The 18,611-nt window shown below is 45.4% G+C and carries 14 protein-coding genes; 6 read left to right on the forward strand and 8 right to left on the reverse strand.

Annotated elements, in window-relative coordinates:
• The first annotated feature begins 43 nt into the window (after window positions 1–43).
• From FXV77_RS09605 to FXV77_RS09615, 3 genes are read left to right on the forward strand one after another with little or no spacing between them, the layout of a single operon-like run.
• Complete coding sequence (locus tag FXV77_RS09605; RefSeq protein WP_187444082.1) at window positions 44–613, forward strand: peroxiredoxin family protein; 570 nt, start codon at window positions 44–46, stop codon at window positions 611–613.
• Window positions 610–3,840: a SusC/RagA family TonB-linked outer membrane protein gene (locus tag FXV77_RS09610; RefSeq protein ID WP_148919018.1), complete on the forward strand. Its 3,231-nt coding sequence runs from the start codon at window positions 610–612 to the stop codon at window positions 3,838–3,840. Before FXV77_RS09605 ends, FXV77_RS09610 begins: the two co-directional genes overlap by 4 nt.
• A gap of 2 nt (window positions 3,841–3,842) precedes the next feature.
• Window positions 3,843–5,159: a RagB/SusD family nutrient uptake outer membrane protein gene (locus FXV77_RS09615; protein ID WP_148919019.1), complete on the forward strand. Its 1,317-nt coding sequence runs from the start codon at window positions 3,843–3,845 to the stop codon at window positions 5,157–5,159.
• 83 nt (window positions 5,160–5,242) lie between these two features.
• Here the strand turns inward: FXV77_RS09615 and FXV77_RS09620 are convergent, their stop codons facing one another.
• Window positions 5,243–5,638: a hypothetical protein gene (locus tag FXV77_RS09620; protein ID WP_148919020.1), complete on the reverse strand. Its 396-nt coding sequence runs from the start codon at window positions 5,636–5,638 to the stop codon at window positions 5,243–5,245.
• 605 nt (window positions 5,639–6,243) lie between these two features.
• On the opposite strand from FXV77_RS09620, the gene FXV77_RS09625 reads away from it, so the two are divergent.
• Window positions 6,244–6,663, forward strand: coding sequence for a hypothetical protein (locus FXV77_RS09625; protein ID WP_148919021.1), 420 nt, complete (start codon window positions 6,244–6,246; stop codon window positions 6,661–6,663).
• Here the strand turns inward: FXV77_RS09625 and FXV77_RS09630 are convergent.
• Together FXV77_RS09630 and FXV77_RS09635 are read right to left on the reverse strand one after the other, a co-directional pair.
• Complete coding sequence (locus tag FXV77_RS09630; protein ID WP_148919022.1) at window positions 6,660–7,658, reverse strand: helix-turn-helix transcriptional regulator; 999 nt, start codon at window positions 7,656–7,658, stop codon at window positions 6,660–6,662. The genes FXV77_RS09625 and FXV77_RS09630 overlap by 4 nt on opposite strands.
• 96 nt (window positions 7,659–7,754) lie before the next feature.
• On the reverse strand, window positions 7,755–8,147 hold the full coding sequence (locus FXV77_RS09635; protein ID WP_148919023.1) for a hypothetical protein: 393 nt from the start codon (window positions 8,145–8,147) through the stop codon (window positions 7,755–7,757).
• 224 nt (window positions 8,148–8,371) lie between these two features.
• On the opposite strand from FXV77_RS09635, the gene FXV77_RS09640 reads away from it, so the two are divergent.
• On the forward strand, window positions 8,372–9,325 hold the full coding sequence (locus tag FXV77_RS09640) for a hypothetical protein (RefSeq protein ID WP_148919024.1): 954 nt from the start codon (window positions 8,372–8,374) through the stop codon (window positions 9,323–9,325).
• A gap of 104 nt (window positions 9,326–9,429) precedes the next feature.
• Complete coding sequence (locus FXV77_RS09645) at window positions 9,430–9,732, forward strand: hypothetical protein (RefSeq protein WP_148919025.1); 303 nt, start codon at window positions 9,430–9,432, stop codon at window positions 9,730–9,732.
• A 75-nt stretch (window positions 9,733–9,807) separates the two neighbouring features.
• Here the strand turns inward: FXV77_RS09645 and FXV77_RS09650 are convergent, their stop codons facing one another.
• The 5 genes from FXV77_RS09650 to FXV77_RS09670 are packed head-to-tail and all read right to left on the reverse strand — an operon-like array spanning window position 9,808 to window position 18,588.
• The gene (locus FXV77_RS09650) at window positions 9,808–12,642 is read right to left on the reverse strand and encodes a M16 family metallopeptidase (RefSeq protein ID WP_148919026.1); all 2,835 of its coding nucleotides are present in this window, start codon (window positions 12,640–12,642) and stop codon (window positions 9,808–9,810) included.
• A 2-nt stretch (window positions 12,643–12,644) separates the two neighbouring features.
• Window positions 12,645–13,991, reverse strand: coding sequence for a MutS-related protein (locus FXV77_RS09655; RefSeq protein ID WP_148919027.1), 1,347 nt, complete (start codon window positions 13,989–13,991; stop codon window positions 12,645–12,647).
• On the reverse strand, window positions 13,988–15,355 hold the full coding sequence (locus FXV77_RS09660; protein WP_246162392.1) for a MutS-related protein: 1,368 nt from the start codon (window positions 15,353–15,355) through the stop codon (window positions 13,988–13,990). Before FXV77_RS09660 ends, FXV77_RS09655 begins: the two co-directional genes overlap by 4 nt.
• Window positions 15,331–17,628: a Gldg family protein gene (locus FXV77_RS09665; protein ID WP_148919028.1), complete on the reverse strand. Its 2,298-nt coding sequence runs from the start codon at window positions 17,626–17,628 to the stop codon at window positions 15,331–15,333. The genes FXV77_RS09660 and FXV77_RS09665 overlap by 25 nt, the downstream gene beginning before the upstream one ends.
• A gap of 15 nt (window positions 17,629–17,643) precedes the next feature.
• The gene (locus tag FXV77_RS09670; RefSeq protein ID WP_148919029.1) at window positions 17,644–18,588 is read right to left on the reverse strand and encodes an ABC transporter ATP-binding protein; all 945 of its coding nucleotides are present in this window, start codon (window positions 18,586–18,588) and stop codon (window positions 17,644–17,646) included.
• Window positions 18,589–18,611 lie beyond the last annotated feature (23 nt).

Consider the following 18,611-nt stretch of genomic DNA (forward strand, 5'->3'; position numbering starts at 1 on the left):
AACGAAGAACAAAGTAGTCTTTTATTACGGACTACTTTGTTTCATGTTGTTTAATCTATCAGACGCCTGGGCGCAGTCCGCGGAATCGCGGACTGCCGAAGGGCAAACCGAGATTAAGCCTTTGCAGATAGGGGATACCATACCAGAGGAATTATGGCATATGCCCTTGCAGGTAGTAAACCACCCGGAAGGAAAGGATACGATTACGCTTAATGACTATCGAGATAAGAAGCTGATAATATTGGATTTTATGCATACTCGGTGTAAAGGGTGTACCGATAAGCTGAAAGAGCTCGATACCCTGCAAAAGATATTTAGCTGTACTATCAAGTTTGTATTAATGTCTCCAGAGAAGAAGAGTGAAATGGAGTCATTTCTTAAATATCGTCCAATGTCAACGTTTTACAGTTTTCCGCTAACGTTTATAGACCAGACCGTTGCTGACTACATCAGGTACCGCTTTATTTCACATTTTGTATGGGTGTATAGAGGGAAAATTGTTGCTATAACAGGTGGAAACGAGGTAGCTGACGATAATTTAAAGAAGCTTCTTAATACAGGAAATATTAATCTTCCTGTCAAAAACGATTTTGAAGGGGAGGAGGGTATATGAAAGTTATTACGGTTTCGATATTGTGTATCCTCCATTTAGTGGGGTATGCGCAACAACGTAAATTTACTGTCATTGAGGATGGAAGTCGAATTCCATTGGCTGGTGTTGTTGCGAAAGGCGAACGGGGCGAGATATTAGCTGTTTCGGGTAGGGATGGAGAACTGTCGTTCCCCAAGAGTTTAAAAAATAATACGTTACAGTTTTCTCTAATTGGTTATGTAACAAGGAATGTCGACCTCGACGAACTCAACGTCGGGGATACGGTGGCGCTGTATCGGGACGTTCAGGCGCTTGAGGAGGTAGTGGTCATTAACACTGGATATCAGGAATTATCGAAAGAAAGAGCTACAGGGTCATTTGAATTTATTGATAATGAGCTTTTTAATAGACGTACTGGGACCGATGTTCTTAGTCGGCTGGAAAACACCGTGCCTGGTATGCTATTCGATAGAAGGGGACAATCTGCCGATCAGCTATCTGTTTCTGAAAATAATATTATTGTTCGAGGCGTAGGCACACTGTCTGACGACATTAAATCCCCCCTCATTGTCCTTGACAATTTCCCATATGGGGGAAATATTGAAGACATAAACCCCAATGATATAGAGAGTGTAACTGTTTTAAGAGATGCAGCGGCAGCGTCCATTTGGGGGGCTCGCGCAGGCAATGGAGTAATTGTGCTAACATCAAAAAAAGGACGGAAAGCCAGGCCGATGCGGGTGGACGTAAATAGTAATTTGCGCTTGAACGGTAAACCGGATCTTTTCGAATATGAAAGGATGAACGTAAAGGAATACATTGATATGGAGAGAGAGTTGTTTGAAAATGGGTTTTATAATAATACACTGAGTAATAGAACAAGGTTTCCAGCGGTCACGCCAGTAATTGAATTATTAGATTTGAATAAACGGGATCTTCTTTCACAGGAAGATCTTGAAGAAAAGCTAAGTTCTTTTGCTACAAATGATTTTCGAAAGGACTATGAACGTTATTTTTATCGAACAGCCAAGAATTATCAGAATCATGTTTCTTTGCGTGGCGGTAATGACAAACACCAGTACCTCTTTTCTGCGGGGGCGGATAATAATGAAAGCGTATTGGTTGGAAACAATACAGATCGGTACAGTATTAGAACAAACAATAATTATCAGTTGCTTCCTTCATTAAAGATGGAACTGATGTCTGTTTACACGCAAACTAAGACTACCTCGAATTCACCCGGAGATTACACCGTTTTGAATTATGACGTAGGCAAGCAAATGTACCCATACGCGGTATTACACAATGACGATGAAACGATGGCCTCTTTAGTAAAGACGTACCGATCAAGTTATATCGATACAGTGGGCAGCGGCCAGTTGCTTGATTGGACCTATAATCCACTTAGAGAATTAAATAGCGCCGATAATATCAATGAAGGGAATGCGATTAATATAAACGTCGGAATAAATTATACGCTTAACCGAGACTTACAGTTTGATTTAAGATACCAATACGAGAACATCCGTAATACGGCAAGCAATATCAGATCTGAAGATATGTTTTACACCCGGGATCTTATTAACCAATTTTCGTTTTTGAACGATGGTATTGTCGGTTACAATCTGCCCATAGGAAGTATAATTGATAAGAGTAATATCCATACCAAATCACACGCATTGCGATTACAGGCTAACTACAATAAAATATTTGCTCATGGAGGTGAGTTACATCTCCTAGCGGGGAATGAAATTAGAGATGCCCAGAGTAACGGTAACGTATTTCGCTACATGGGGGTAGATAAGAATACGTTAGGATATTCTTCCGTTGATAATTTGACGATGTTTACGAAATGGGATAGGCTCGGAAGAGGGCGGATTCCAACATTTGGTAGCTTAACAGGAACCACCGACCGATTTGTCTCTTTTTATGGCAATGGCAGTTATACGTTTAAAAGCAAGTATACAATAAGCGGAAGTACTAGAAATGATGCTTCCAATCTTTTCGGCGCTTCCGCAAACAATAAATGGAAACCATTGTGGTCGTTGGGAGGCAAGTGGAATCTCGCCGCCGAATCATTTATGGGTTTCAGTTGGTTGAATGATCTGTCCTTGCGAATAACTCACGGGGTAAGTGGGAACACTAATAATACTATTTCCGCTGTGCCAATATTAAGTATTCAAAACGCCTCAAGTAGTATTATAAATCGACCACAAGCTGTTATCCAGACCCCAGGCAACGAACACCTTTCGTGGGAATCTGTTTATATGACTAATATAGGGATCGACTATCGTTTGTTTAACAATCGGTTTAGTGGCACAATCGAAGGGTATTCTAAGATATCCAAAAACTTGATTACTGGGATGGAAGTTGATCCTACAACGGGTATGGTTGCGATCCTTGCAAATTCGGGAGAGATGAGAGGTATGGGGCTGGACCTGTCGTTTACAGGGAGGATCTCACAGCGTATAGTCAGTTGGGAGTCTACATTTTTACTGAGTTATAATGATTTCAAAATTTCTCATCTGAATTATGATTTTTCCAATACACGCGGATTGAACACCGCGCTCGGGAATGGCAGTCGTATTACATTAAACAACAACCAGAATAATCCCTACGGCATTTATAGCTTCGATTGGAGGGGGTTGGATAAGGAGGGAAATCCTGTTGGTTTATCTGAGGGGATGGAAACTACTGATTACCGTTCAATCATTAACAATACGATGATAGGTGATCTGGCTTACCACGGTTCTGCGCTTCCACGTTATTTTGGAGCTTGGAGAAATACCATAGGATGGAAGAATTTAGCGATTTCTTTTAGTATCTCTTTTAAAATGGGGTACTATTTTAAGAAAGCGGGCTTATCTTATACATCTTTATATCAAAATGGTATTGGGTCGCCAGATTATGGGCGTAGATGGCAAAAAGAAGGGGACGAGACTCATACGGATATACCCGCTGCGGTATACCCGGCAGATAGTAGACGAGATCAGTTTTTTCTTGCATCACCTGCTAATGTTTTAAGGGCTGACAATATAAGGTTTGACGATATAACGTTAAACTATACGTTAGATAAGAGTGCGCTGAAAAACTTACCCTTTGAAAATATAAAAATCTTTGCCCATCTAAATAGATTAGGCGTGCTCTGGAAAGCAACTTCGCGGGATCTGGATCCTGACTTTAATGTGGGAAATGCCTTTTATCCACCAACAAGGCAAATAACAATTGGTGTTAACTTAAATTTATAATTATGAGGATTTTATATTTGTTTTTTGTTTTGTTCTGTTCTTGTGATTCATATTTAGACGCAAAATCAGATCTTACTTTATCTACGCTTGACTCGAAGGAGGCGGCTGAGGCACTTCTTGATGGTATTGATCGTATGAATAAAGGTTCGGTTGTCCTTCAAAATGCATCTGACGAGTATTATATAAGGGACGAGGTGTACAATGCCATATCTAATCCATTCAACTTGGAAAGCTATATCTGGTTCGAAGGCACCCAAACGGACGAAGATTGGAATTCATTGTATAGAGCTATTTACACAGCAAATCTTGTAATTGATAATCTCGAAAGAGCCGGGTTGAAAGAGGGAGAATCGGATTTTTTGAAATATAGAGCAAATGCTTCATTTTATCGTGCACATGCCTACAGTCATCTTCTTCAGATATACACCGATGTATATGATGATCATAATGCAGCTAATATGTCAGGAATTGTCATTCGAGAAGATTCCGATTTCTCTAAAAAATCGTTTGTTTCATCCCTAAAAGATAGCTACGTGTACGTTATTGATGATCTGCAGTCTAATCAAAAATATTTGGACCAGATAGCCGCTCTTAAAACAAGGCCTTCAATACAAAGCTCTTTGGCCCTATTGGCGAGAATCTACCTTTACAAAGGAGATTACCAAAAGGCTTATGATTTGACAACCGAGTTGGTTTCGGGCGATGGATCGGAATTGTTGGATTACAATGAATTAGATACATTAGAAAATATACCTTTTGAAATATTTAATAGAGAGGTTATTTTTTACAGCTCAACCGTTGTAGCGAATAATGTGTATCAATCGACGGCCTCTGTGTCGAGACAATTTTATGAGAGTTATGACGATCGGGATTTACGGAAGACGTTGTATTTTCAGATGCTCCCGAACGGAGAGATTGGTTTCAAAGGTAGTTATAATGGATCATTGTCTAATCTTTTTAATGGGATCGCATGGGATGAGGTTTATCTAATTAGAGCAGAAAGCGCTGCGAGAACTGGAAACGAGCATGAAGCACTTGATATCCTTAATCTCTTGAAGAAGCGTCGGTGGAAAAATGAATGCTATGAACCGTACGAGATTGCTAACATCGACGATGTGTTGGATGCGGTCTTGAATGAACGAAAATTGCAACTTTTTTTTCGGGGAAATAGGTTTTCGGATGTAAAGAGATATAATAAAGAGGGAAGAGGAATAGTGTTACGCAGAGTGGTGAATGGACAAGAAATAATACTGGAACCGAATGATCCAGGTTATATATGGTCAATCCCAAAACGAGTTAAGGATTTAGCTGGGTTGTAATCATATACTAAGATAGCCCGAGTGTTCGACTCGGGCTATATAATACACAAACTTTTGCCCGCTGAGCAAAAGTTTGTATTAAATCAAGGTTGGAAATGGACATTGCTGCTTGGCCCGCTAAATTCGGTTGCACTTGGGTTCCCGGTTTCTTGAACCAAGAGATTTTTTAGGTCGTCCTCCGTCAAACCTTCTTCAGGATCCTGAGATGGAGAGGCGATCCTGATCTCGCATAACTGTGTATTTCCCGAACAACCACCACCCGAGGGATTGTACATATAGCTTGCTGGATCATCTTGATCACCTGTACCATCATAAGAAAACCACGCCTCGGAGAACACCTTCGCAGTTTCAACCTTCACCTCCTTCTTCGCCTCCTTCTCATCTCCATTACCATTCGTAGCAGCAGAAGCCGTTCCGATTAAACATAGTGCAAATACCGTAAATGCACTTTTTAGATATTTTATTTTTAATGCTGTCATAGCAAATCTTTTAAATGTTTTTAATTTAGAATATAATCTGTTAGAGGGCATGCCCGTACCACTAAAAATAGACACCTGCAAGTGCCGTGGGCATTTGTTAGCACACCCCGTGGGGGAAAAGCGCGTATCTACGCCACCGCCATCTGGCGGGGCCGAGATGTAAAATAGAGGTGATATGTCTCATCCGTGTTCTCATTTCTTTTGTATCAAGCACTGGATCTTATCAACCAGTGTCTGATACAAAAGTAGGGCAACTTCAGCGGCAACGTTTGTCTAGGTTTGCGATAGGGTATTGTCCATTTTTGACAACTCATGTAGCTATCTATAAATTTGTTAACTTAGTACAGCTATAACAGTTGTTGATATCAAGATCATGATGTAGTATGTCGATTAAGCAGAAAGATTGGGTATGGATGATGTTTCCGAGAGAGCCACAACTCGGGCTGGTTCTTGCCGTACGCGAACATACCGTCGTTCTTCGATTGCTTGCCGGATACAGAAGGTTGTATCCCGTACGTGAGATCGTGTCTAAGCGCATGGTGTGCAAAGCCGAACTAAGTGAAGAGGAGATCCAGCAGTTGCCATGCGGCAAGCGCCCCCTGCTCTTGGGACGTGCACAACAGATCGTAGCGGTTAATCGTATTTTCCTGGATAACGACCAACGAAAGGAGAGACGCGTGTATTACTGCAGGCGCTGCGAAGCTTTCCATACCACGGCACAATTTAAGATCCCCGTGGAGATACTCAAGAAACTGGCCGCTAATCCCTATATACCGCTGGCTCCAGAAGATTACAGCAGGGGGCAAGACCGAAAAAAGGTATGGCGCTGGCTACGAACTGATATAGGCGTCGTCGTTTCCTTGCGGTTGTTTGATTATTCGCTGCCGGGCTATGGTAACGATAGCAAACGCGATGCAGTAGTCAAGATCCTGATCGATCCGCTTGATTATCTCCACTATCTTTTTCTCTTTCTCTATAACCGCCGGAAAGAACGCAACAAGAACCGAAATATACCGCAGCACTAAATAGGCCTGTTTCGGAATGCACTCGGTGTTTCACCTGTATGCTTCTTAAAGAACTTGCTAAAAGAAGCTACGCTGGAGAACCCACAACGTTCGGCAGCATCGCCCAGCAGCGCGTAGGCTTTTAGTTCTTTTCGGCAACGCTCTACCACAAAGCGATCTTTGTATTGCTTGGCTGTCGTACCAGTCTGCCGTTTGAGTATGTGGCTCATGTGCGATTCGGAAAACCCCATTTTTTCTGCAACTTCCTGTAGGCTAAAATTCTGACCATAAATATCTACATATGCTTTTATGGTATTTATATGTTTATAAATCAGATTTTTACAAGTGTCTTCGTAATCATATTCTTTATGTATTTTTTGCTTGGAAAGTTCGATCAATTGGATCAATCTTTCCAAGATAAAACTTTCGTTGTGCAATTGCTTGGCCACTAGATTTCGGCACAGGGTCTCGATATAGAGCTCGGTAATTGGACCCACCTGGAAATCGATGCTGCATTTCGGAAAAGGCGACTGGTTGCGATAGGCGTCCAGTAGCGGGTGCAGGAAAGTATACTTGCTGTCGTTTCCTTCACGGAAGATGGAGGCTCGAAAATAGAAGCCGAAAATGGTCGACCTCCCCGGAGGTAGGGTGATATGGTAATCTTCGGGGGGTAAGTACAGGTATTGGGCGCGATGGTTGGCTAGTTTGGATAACAATTGGGCATCCTGATCGTAAAACTTAACTGGCCCGCTATCTGACAGAACGTACAGGATATGGAGATCGGGATGGTCTATTTCGAAGGGAATGTGTCGTTCGTCGTCCAGTACGATATCGATAAAGTAAAGGTACCCTTGGAGCCCGTCAAACTCTTGTAATATAGCTTCTTCACCTTGGTGTTTCCAGTAGGTTTCTTCGGCGTGGCGCATAGCTATGCTACGCTCAATTTTGGTTAAATAGGCTGGTGAGTCTACTTCGTTAAAGTATTCATGCAAGCCCAGATGCATGCTTTTTTTCATAAGGTTAGTTTATGAAGGATGAAGGTAAAGGATTTTTAGTATCCCCCAGGAGCACTGTTCGGCTGGCTCCCGAGGGAATGGCTGATACTAATGATATTAAAGGGTTTGTTTGTAACGGATAAAGATGGCCAGTTCCGGAACGAGTACGCTCGGTGTTGAGGTAAGCGTAAAGGTAATCTCGTCTAATCCAAATAAGATGAGCTCTTTAAGGTCATCACTGTTTTCATTTGCACGGGTCTCTTTGTTAAACTGTACCATGGTCCGCTTCTCAAAATGGTCGGCAATGGCGTTGGCCAGCCGCAACGTAAAATCGGCAGGCATGATGTCCAGTTGCTGATCCTGATGAGGCAGCAGGTCAAAAGATTCGCGCATCCATCCCTTAAAATCGGTACGGATAAAATTAACTTCTGCTTGTAATTCGGCATCTGGAAGTGCTACGACCGACGCTTGCTTCTGAGCAACACCGATATTGTCAAAGCTGTATTTCATAACATTTTGTTTTGATGAAGCAGGCAAATAAGTTGTTTTCAGCACTGATCACAAGAATTATCGGAGCAAATAGGACTGAAATAGGCTTTTATTAAGGTTAATCTTAAATATCAGGCCGATGGATAACGGTCTTTTTGACAAAAAATTCGCCATGGGGGCATCGTTGTTTAGTGATATTTATTATCTTAGGTTCGAATTATAACTCGTAAACTAACTTAGAAATTTTGAAGAAGCCTGTTTTTTTGCTCTATGCATTCGTTATTGCACTGCTGTTCAACCTGAAGGTCTGGGACGCTGATATTGTTGCACGTTTAAAAAGCCACAACTTAATTCCGTTGCTGCTCATCACCATAGCCGGTTTTTGGGCCTATGCGATTTGGATAGGTAGGCAGTACGGCAGATTATTGCGTAAGCAGCATAACATTGGGCTGGAAACGCAAGCCATTTCATTATCGTACAGACATCAACTGGGATATATCCTATGGGCAATTGTTCCGGTAGTGACCGTGCATATGGCGTTTATCTGGTGCGTAGCATCCATTGTACCGCATACGCTGACAGTCGTATTTGCCTACATGCGCGATTACCTACCTGTTTTTGTGCTATTGGTTGGCGCTTATACCGGCTTGCTGCTTTTTCGTCCCGAATATGCATTAAAAAACAGCTTTCCGCAGAAGGTGGTAGAGATCAAAGAGGTGCTGCCAGCGGATATAGATGAACGGGCGGGATTGTATACCCTGTTTCAGCATTTAATAAAGCAGAAGGGCTTAGGTCCCGTATTCGACTATACGGACGGTTTTTCGGTTCGCTTTTTCGATATAGCGGCGATAAAAACACATTCTAAAGAATATTATGTGTACTTAACCGACGGCGATAAGCTACGGGCAGACGACATTCTGAAAGAATTGAAAGCGCGGGGGCTGGACCGTTGGATGATCAAGATATCGAAGTACTACTGCATTAATATGCTGCTGGTGGCTTACCCTATAGAGAAGCCAAGATCGCATGTCGAATTGACCAGGACAATATACAGCCGCATGGTGCAAAAGATACCAGCGGAAGAATTGGACAAGATGTGTAAGATTGGGCCGGCGAAGAAAGGCGTGGTAGAGGATTTTTTGGCTGATAATGACGGAATGACGTACGAAGGTTGGGATAGCTTCATTCCGTTGCGTTAACGTTTAAATATCCCATATTTTGTAAACCTATTCAATGGGAGTGGGCTGGTCATGTGTTGACCTATAGTAGGGCTGTTCGGCTGTTGTTTTTAATATTTCCAATTATGCAAAGTGGACTGAATCATGTAATCGAACTACTAACCGCGATTAAAAATTTATTGAGCGAACTGGTCAAACTGTTTGGCGAACTCGTCGATATCAAGCGGCAACAGCGCTTGCCGCTACAAGAACGCCACATCTGGACAAAAGAACAGGTACTGGAGAAGATGAATATGACCGAACCGACCTACAACCGTAATCTGAAAAAGGAAATACTCGATCCCATGCGTTTGAGCGGTGGCGATCTGTATTTTGAAGAAGATTTAATCGAAGCATTGAAGAAAAGTAGGAGAAGCGGAAAGATATAACTTCCTTAAGAAAAAAGAGAGCCTGCAAACTTGCAGACCCTCCTAAACTAAACTAAACAAAGTCTTAATTTCGATTTATTCGACCGGGTAAAGGACAAACTTGAATAGCTGTGACGGCTCTAGGTACTTCTGTGCCAGTGTCTGTATCTTTTCAGGGGTAATCGTTCTGATCAGTTCTTTCTCCTTGTAGATGCGGGCCGGATCGAGATTGTCGATGCTGCTGCTCAGGAGATAGGACAGCCAGAAGTTATTGTATTTTAGCTGTTGGTCGCTGCTGAGCAGTTTTTCGGCGATGTATTTGTCGATATCTTCTTGGCTGGGACCGTTCATCCGTATGGCCTCAATCTCTTCTAACGCCGCGCCAACCAGTTTATTAACGAGTTTCGGATCGGTGACGAAAGAGATATTCATACCGAAACGTTTTCTCGGGTTTTTAGATAAGGATGGTGAGACACTGATCGAATAGATACCGCCTTCTTTTTCCCGAAGTCGTTCGGTCAGTTTTATCGTCAGGGTGCTGGATAGTGCGTCCATCAACAGGTTGTTGTATTCACTGTAGTCTTCGTATGCACTTAGATAGGCCATAGCTACGGTCGACTTGTCTTCGTTCCCTTGGTGAATATCCAGCTGTATGCCTTTTGCAGGCGGGTATACGCCGTTGTCACGGAATTTTTCTTTACGCGCTAGATTCGGCAGCGTAGCCAGATACTGTTTGATAAAAGGATCGATAAGTGCGCGGTCAAAATTCCCGACGATAACGAATGTAAAATCGGAGGCATCGGCAAACCGTTCACGGAAAATCTCCAGGGAGCGGTTGAGGTTGATCTGATCGATCTTAGCTGCTGTGGGCGCCGTTTTTCGAGGATCATTATCGTAGAGTACGGCTGCGATGCTGTCGGTAAATACGGTAGTTGGTTGCAGATGGCGGTTCTTTAGCGCAATCTTGGATTTCTCCAGGTTGGCTTCATTGAACGCGCTATCCAAACGTGTGGCCGTAAAGTAGCCGTAGATCAGTTCGAACGCGGTGCTTAAATCTTCTTTTGTAGAATACGCCTTGATCCCTTCCCCAATCTCGTTGATAAATGGGGATGCGGATGCGTTTTTGCCGTTAAGGTATCTTGACAACTGTAACGAGCTGAAAGGTCCGAGCCCGCTGTTGACGACGATGTTTGTGGCGTTGACAGCCGACTGGTAATCCTGCAGATCGTACTGCGAATACCCGCCAGGACTAAAGGAGGTGATCTGTATTTCGTCATTTTTGAACGTAGTCGGTTTCAGGACAACTTTTGCCCCGTTGCTAAGCAGAAGGGTCTGCGTACCGACAACGCTATCCTGGTGCTCTTCTACGATATCTCCAGGCACAGGCAACGGGCCCAGAAGTTGATCGGCGACCTGTTCCTCCTCATAGGTTGTTACATCTTGCTGGCGCGCATGCGCTATCCAGGTGTCGATCTGCTGCTCCGTGGGGGCGTTTTCCATGTCCTTGGTGTGGACAAGGATCATATCGCGGTTGATGTCCTGCTCAAATTCATCAGCATAGGCAAGAATTTCGCGCGGCGTAATTTCCTGGATGGCCTGTGTCAGAACTGGATGGAGGTACTCGAACGAAGGCGCTGGTTCATCTTTCAGATAGTACGCCAGGATCTGGTCCATGTGCGCTTTCGAACTCGTCTTATCATATTCTTTTAGGCTTCTGTCCAGGCTTGTACGATAGTCTGTCTTGACGCGGGAAATTTCAGAGGCCGTAAAACCTTGTGTTCTGATCTGCTTTAAGACGCTATATACGCTGTGAATACTAGCCTGTAAACTGTCTGGCTTTGGCATAATCTGGATGCCGCTGCTCTCTAGGTTACTGACGATTTTTCCGTTGCTGAGCGAGGCTGCCAGGTAGGGCGTTTGGGCATCACGTGTCTTTTCGCTTAGTCTGGTGTTGGCGAGCTGGATGAAGATATCTTTTGCCAGAGATCGTTTATAATCACTTACATGTTCGGTTTTTACGGCTTCTTGCTTATAGAGAATCTGTAGCGATGTTTGGGTTACTTCATCGTCCGTGAACGCAAGAAACTGGTTTTTGCCGGTCAGCGGAATCGGATAATTCGTTAGCTTCGGCGCGCTCTTCGGATTTTTTAACCCCGAAAACTGAGCGACAATTTTCTCTTCCATTTCGGCCACGTTGATGTCGCCCACGACGATGAGTGCCTGAAGTTCCGGACGGTACCAATCTTTATGAAACTGACGTATCTCTTTGTACTTAAAGTTTTTCAATACTTCTTCGGTACCGATAGGCATGCGGTATGCGTAGCGGGAGTGATTGGTAAGCATCGGAAACGTCTTTTCCTGTAGGCGGTGGGACAGGCCGCCTCGTTGCCTTTTCTCTTCGAGAATAACACCGCGCTCCTGATCGATCTCCTCGTCCTCTAACAGGGCGCCGGCCGCCCAGTCGCGCATGATAAGCAGCCCTTGTTCCAGTAGCTCAGGATCGGACGTGGGCAGGGGAAGCTGGTAGACGGTTTCTTCGAAACCGGTATAGGCGTTCAGATCTGCCCCAAAGCGGATGCCTGCTTTTTGGAGGTAATCGACCAGCGCATTCTTAGGGAAATGCGTCGTGCCGTTGAAATTCATGTGTTCCAAAAAATGGGCTAATCCTTGTTGTTTGTCCGTTTCCAGGATGGAGCCAACTTTATTGGCCAGATAAAAGAGAACCCGGTCTTTTGGTTCGGTATTGCGCAGTATAAAATACTGGAACCCGTTGGCCAGCTTGCCGACCTTGACCCCGGGATGGAGCGGAATCGGTTCGTTGATAGGCTGCGCCTGTTCCTTGCCCGCCTGCGGGTTCTCGGTGGCCCGGGCCAATTGGCTGGTGCTTACCGAAAGGGCGAGTAGTGCATAAAATAAAGTTGTATGTCGCATGTCTAAATTGTTGTTTTGCTTTTTTCTAATAGTTCGAGCACGTGCTCTTTATGAATAAGTACCATACCGTGTTTGTCGCTGCTGATTCCCTTTTCTGCTTTGTAGGTATAGGTTGGTGTGGGGCCGTTCATGACCGTTGGCAGGTATAGGAACTGTGTTTCTGGCGTCTCCCTGCCTAGCTGCTCGCCAACTTCGACGATATGGGTGGAAATGAGGTACTGGCAGGACAAATGTTGCTGGAATGCACGGGTCACGGCCAGTGTTGCTTCGAAAGCGTCTTTGACATTGGTGCCTTTGAAGAGTTCGTCAAAAATGACCACAAGACGTTTGCCTTGGTGTACGGCTTTGGCAATCTCTTTTACGCGGAGTACTTCAGCGTAATAATGGCTATGACCGAGGTTGAGATTGTCCTCCACATTGATGGACGAGTAGAGTCCGTCTTTTATGGAGAAATGCATCTCTTCAGCCGCAACGGGAAATCCCAAATGGGCCAGATAGACTGCAATACCCAGACTCTTCATGTAGGTGGATTTGCCCGCCATATTCGCGCCCGTCAAAAATATAAGGTTTTTGCCCTTGTCATACTGCAGGTCGTTTCCGATCGCATGTGGAATGGTGGGATGGTATACGTTGCGTAGATGTAAGACCTGTTCTTCCGCGGGGTGGGAAACAGCGGCTACAAATCCGCGGTCGTTGGCCACCTGCGCAATGGATTGATAGCAATCGATATAGTAAACGATCTCCAACGCGTTCTGCAGGTGGTCAGCCCATTTACCGCGCAAGTAGTAGTCGCATTTCACCGCTAGCCTCGCCGGGAGGCCCTGCTGGTGCCATTCGACCTCTTCTTGCAGCTGGGGCAGTTCGGTTGTCTGGCGTATCCAAGCCTGTCCCAGAGGCGTACCCTCCATCAGGTCTTGCGTGTCGGAAGTGTGCAGATCAACCAGATATTGACGCAGATCCGTCGCCAGCCGCAACACGGCACGGACGCTGTCCTCGAAGTGCTGACTTTCTTTACGCAGTCCCATTTTTCGGAGGAAGGCAAACCGTGCAATAGTGTATATACTTTTGGCGTAAGACCGGTTGGTGACGCCGGACACGAAGTTTTGTGCAAGCTCCAGGCCGGCCGGGTCGATGCGGAATATGGCTTCCTGTTGCCGGAAGAATGCAATGAGCGCGCTTCGGTGCTGTATGGCTGATCGATCGGTAAGAGGCGTTTTAAACATGCTCTCCAACAAGCGTTCCCCACCGTATGTGCTGGTCTGATTGAAGAGCGAAAAGACCGAGTTTCGGCTGTATTTTCCTAGAATATGCAGATCTTTCAGGGTCTGTGTATCTGTAATAAAGCTCATATCTGTGTCGGGTTTTGGAGGGTTAGCAAATCGATGATGCCTTCGTTTTCGATGATGACCATGCCGTGCCTGTCCTCCGTGATACCCTTCTGCAGTGCATAGGTATACGTCGGTAAGCCGTCTTTCATAACGGTGGGCAGAAACACGTATTGGATATGGGGGTGGCTCTGCCGGAGTTGCTCGCCGGCTTCCAGAATGTGCGTGGAAAGAACAAACTGGCATCTGGGGTGCTGGTACAGGCGGGATGCGATCTCCACTGTTCCCTCATACGCGTCTTTGACATTGGTGCCGCGGAACATTTCGTCGAAGATGACAAAGAGTTTTTTACCCTCGGCAAGCTGTTGGGCGACCTTCTTGACACGTAGCACCTCGGCATAAAAATGGCTATACCCCATTTGAATATTATCGGGCAGATTGATGGAAGTATAAAGGCCGTTTCGGGGCGAAAATACAAGCTGTCTGGCCGGAACAGGAAAGCCCATATGCGCCAAGAACAGTGCAATACCCAAAGACTTCATGAAGGTAGATTTACCAGCCATGTTGGCACCGGTAAGAAACGTGATATTATGCGTCTTATCCATGAGGATGCTGTTGCTTTTTGCACCTTCAATAAGGGGATGAAACACATGGTCGAAACTTACTTCTTCCATTTCGCCCTGATATACCGACGGCATGGAAAAACCATGTTCACGTGCCGCCTGAGCTGCGGTAAGGTATACGTCGAACATGTAGATGTCCCGAAGTAGACGGCGGAATACGTCTTTTTCTTCGAAACGTAAAATATTGTCGTACCGGATCACGTCCTCCCGTTTTATCCGCTGCTTTTCATCTATTAATGGGAGGGCGTCGAGGGCTGTCTCTCGTAGGGTTGTTGCAAACTGGGCTAGCTGCTCGGTATAGCGGCTGCCGGCGCCCGTCGATGCGTCTGCTAGCAATGTTTTCCAACGATGGATTATCTGCGTGCAGCTGCTGATGCCTGATACGATTTTTCTATACTCGGTGTCTGCTCCCAGAAGCGATTGTATACGTTCCTTGAAGCTCTTGTTTCCACCGTGCAGTCTGCTACGTTCATCGGTCATATCCAAATAGAACAGTGCTTGGTCAAACCAGATGGATGCAAACGGGAATGTGGTCGGGTGGTCGATAAAATACCCTATTGTTTCCGCTCGCTTTTCGATGGCTGCAGCGTCGGAAAGGGGATAGGTAAACCACTCTTCGAGCAATTCGGAACCGCCGGCGGTGGCTGTATTATTAAAAAGCTGAAATACGGAGGCTTTGCCACGTTGGGCAAAGATACTCAGATCGTCTAATGTTTGTTTGTCGACTAATAAACTCATGGTTACCTTCCTCTTCTTCTGATCCATATGATGATGCCGATGCCCAGCATACTCAACGGGATGATGATTTTGAATAATATGTTAAAATATGTCCATGAGCTTTCGCCAATACGCAGCGCGGTATCAATAGGATCCGGCAGCCGCATGTCGACAGGAACGTCACCATCACTGAGCCAATAGAATGCCGTGCTCACTAACGAGAAGTTAGCGGCCGTTATTTGATTACGCTGCGCGAACAACTCGCTGTTGCTGATCCAGTCGGCGTCGCCAGTGACAAGAATCTTTTGTTCTCTGCCGCCCAGTTGGCGAGATAGAGCGACGACCGTGGGGTGTTTGCCTTCCCGCTCATTAGCTTCTTTACGCAGGACGGGCTTGGCATCGATAAAGTTGTTGCTCTCTATTTCGTTCCAGGTGCCGACGCTGTCTGTAGCAAATATGACGGTGGCGTCAAAGGGCGAACTGTCGTCAATCGCGATTCCTGCAGTGCCTGGCATCGTAATGACCTCTTCCCTGCGAATCATCGGAGCCAGGTAAAAGGAAAAGTCAACGCCGGCCGAAGTGGGTTTGAGTGCCAGCAGATCGGGTTGCAACGCCTCCTGGTTTTTGACCAGTGTGCCGGGCTCGAGTGCAACACCGAGCGGTTTGGCTATTTTATTGAATATCTCGGCTTGTTCTGGTTCGCCTGCTAAAAGCATATTGCGTCCGCTTTCAATGTACTGGTTCAAATGAGCTAATTCTATTTCGCCGTATGGTTGCCGCGGCTCCGCAATGATCAGGATATTGATATCTTGCGGAATGGGTTGGGATAGATCGACTTCCTTGAAATCAAACCCTTGGTTGATCATCGAGTAACGGAACGTCTTTTCCTGGGTGATGGTTTTGTACCCGCGGTCCTGCGATGATCTGCTGTCACGTTCGCCGTGGCCGGTGACAAAGCCCACGACAGGAAGTTGGTCGACCACCAGTCGTTTTATGGCCGCGCTGATTTCCGATTCTGTTGGTACGCGCACCATATCGTTGTATACACGTAAGAAGGTTTTTCTGCCATTCTCCCGCTCTAATACCCGTACAAAACGGTAGTCCTCTCCGGATAGATCTACTTGGTCTTTTATAGCGTTGTATGGAAGGATATCGAAATTCCATTTGTTGAATTTCCGTAGGGTGTCTAGCCGCTCCTCGGGATTAAGTGTAGGAAATTGGCGATCCAAAACAGGGTTTTCGGTGTTGTGGTAGTAATAAACGTATTCCATCTTTGTTTCGGGTTTGAAACGTATGTACTTTTCAAACCTGCTGACATCATCCTTATACGAAGAGGGGAGGCCGATAAAATTATTGGCGTCCAGCATGTTCACATAGGTGGTAATCTTGAAACCTCCATCGAGTTGGGCCATGATGGCCTGGCTGGATGGAGTTAATGTATTTCGTTTCTGATACGTGCTGTCGTAGTAGCCTTTCAGGGCCGGAAGGGTGGTGAGATAGCCCAATACGCATACGATCATGACCATACCGCCGAACTTAAACAGATGGATGGCGGTTGACTGGGTTTTCCTTACAGCTTGCAGCCTGAATATCGAAAACGATATAAACAGTATGTCAACGAACAGGAAGTAGAAAAAATCTTCTGTTGTAACCATCCCGGCGATAAACGTATCGGTTCTGCCGTTTATAGCCAGCCAGTAGGTAACCTCGCGAACGAACGGGATGTCCTGCCAAAGGCCACGGGCGAAATTCATGGCCGCAAAAATACACAGCGTACCGATTGCAGCAACGATGTTGTAGCTTGTGAGCGACGACATGAAAAGGCCGACGGCACTATAGGCCGATAGCAAAAGGAATAGGCCTAGAAGGCCAACCAACATCGGGTAGATGTCTGCGTTGACCAGCGTCGTGGAGGTAAATAACACAAAGACGCCAATGGTCAGTGTCAGGGCGAGGCCGAACAACAGCAGTGCGAGATATTTGCCAAGAATAATCTGGCTGTTGCTAATGGGGGAAGAATACAGCAACTTGATCGAGCCGCTACTGTATTCGCGGCTCATGATGCTCATTGTTAGAAGCGGCATATAAAGGTACAGGTAGCTTTGTACTTTTGGGAAAATGCCGCCCCATACTGAAGAAAAGAGGCTTTGCGTGGCATTAACGAGGTCGATATTCATGGATTGCACGCGAACGAGCCCATCGAAGTTGTTTGTAAAAAGGAGTCCGATCTGAAAAGTGAATATCGTGAGGATGAGCCAAGCAACTGGAGAATAAAATAGAACCTGTAGTTCTGTTTTGGCTATTTTAAAAGTTGTTTTCATGTCTTTGCGAGTTGTTTATGCTTTTCTCTTCTTTTTAGTCATTTCAGCAAATACGGTTTCTAAGGAGCTTTTTTCCGAAAAGATTTCGATAAGGTTCCACTTTTCTTTTACGCTGGATGCTACTAATTGGTGGATGAGCTCCTGGGTGTTTGTCGAACGGATACGGAACCGCACGTTACCGATGGGTTCGACGTCGACAACATGGGGAAGGGCTTGTAGGTAATCGACGGACGGCGGCGATATCATACCGACCACTACACTATTTGGTGCTACCTGGTTGTCAAACTCTTCCATCGACCCGGAGAAGACCATCCGCCCTTCGTGGATCATCCAGATATGATCGCATAACGCCTGTACTTCCTGTAGGATATGCGTAGACAGGACAACGGTACGCTCTTGGGCAATTTCGCGGATTAAATGGCGAACGTCCAGTATCTGGTTGGGATCCAATCCGTTGGTCGGCTCGTCAAGCACGATGAAATCGGGCTCATGGATAATGGCCTGAGCAATACCTACGCGTTGTTGATAGCCTCCTGAGAGATTTTTTAGCAGGCGCTTTCGGAAATGAGAAATATTGCATTTGTTTAGCACGTTGTCCACTGCCGCGGGTATTTTTTCAGAGGACATCAGACGGAGATTTGCTGTATGGATCAGGTATTCTTCTACCGTGAGCTCCGGTAACAGCGGAGGCTGCTGGGGCAAGAAGCCGATATGCCGCTTGGCCTCCACCGATTGTGTGGCCATGTCTATTCCGCGGATCAGTACTTGTCCGTGGCTCTGGTTGAGCACGCCACACATGATGTTCATGGTCGTTGACTTTCCAGCTCCATTGGCACCCAAAAGACCATATATACCATTCTGGCGCACTTCCAGATTAATATCCTTTACGGCCCAGTGCATATTGTATTTATGCGAAAGGTCGATCACCTGCATAATAGGCGGTTCGTTGTTTGTAGTCATTTTTTTGATTTTTTTAAATGTAC

The sequence above is a fragment of the Sphingobacterium phlebotomi genome (assembly GCF_008180195.1).
Classification (GTDB): Bacteria; Bacteroidota; Bacteroidia; order Sphingobacteriales; family Sphingobacteriaceae; genus Sphingobacterium; species Sphingobacterium phlebotomi.

Coding starts and splice junctions, on each gene's coding strand:
- FXV77_RS09610 (WP_148919018.1), top strand. CDS start 610: ATGAAAGTTATTACGGTTTCGATATTGTGTATCCTCCATTTAGTGGGG.
- FXV77_RS09660 (WP_246162392.1), bottom strand. CDS start 15,355: ATGGATCAGAAGAAGAGGAAGGTAACCATGAGTTTATTAGTCGACAAA.
- FXV77_RS09665 (WP_148919028.1), bottom strand. CDS start 17,628: ATGAAAACAACTTTTAAAATAGCCAAAACAGAACTACAGGTTCTATTT.
- FXV77_RS09655 (WP_148919027.1), bottom strand. CDS start 13,991: ATGAGCTTTATTACAGATACACAGACCCTGAAAGATCTGCATATTCTA.
- FXV77_RS09615 (WP_148919019.1), top strand. CDS start 3,843: ATGAGGATTTTATATTTGTTTTTTGTTTTGTTCTGTTCTTGTGATTCA.
- FXV77_RS09635 (WP_148919023.1), bottom strand. CDS start 8,147: ATGAAATACAGCTTTGACAATATCGGTGTTGCTCAGAAGCAAGCGTCG.
- FXV77_RS09645 (WP_148919025.1), top strand. CDS start 9,430: ATGCAAAGTGGACTGAATCATGTAATCGAACTACTAACCGCGATTAAA.
- FXV77_RS09670 (WP_148919029.1), bottom strand. CDS start 18,588: ATGACTACAAACAACGAACCGCCTATTATGCAGGTGATCGACCTTTCG.
- FXV77_RS09630 (WP_148919022.1), bottom strand. CDS start 7,658: ATGAAAAAAAGCATGCATCTGGGCTTGCATGAATACTTTAACGAAGTA.
- FXV77_RS09650 (WP_148919026.1), bottom strand. CDS start 12,642: ATGCGACATACAACTTTATTTTATGCACTACTCGCCCTTTCGGTAAGC.
- FXV77_RS09605 (WP_187444082.1), top strand. CDS start 44: ATGTTGTTTAATCTATCAGACGCCTGGGCGCAGTCCGCGGAATCGCGG.
- FXV77_RS09620 (WP_148919020.1), bottom strand. CDS start 5,638: ATGACAGCATTAAAAATAAAATATCTAAAAAGTGCATTTACGGTATTT.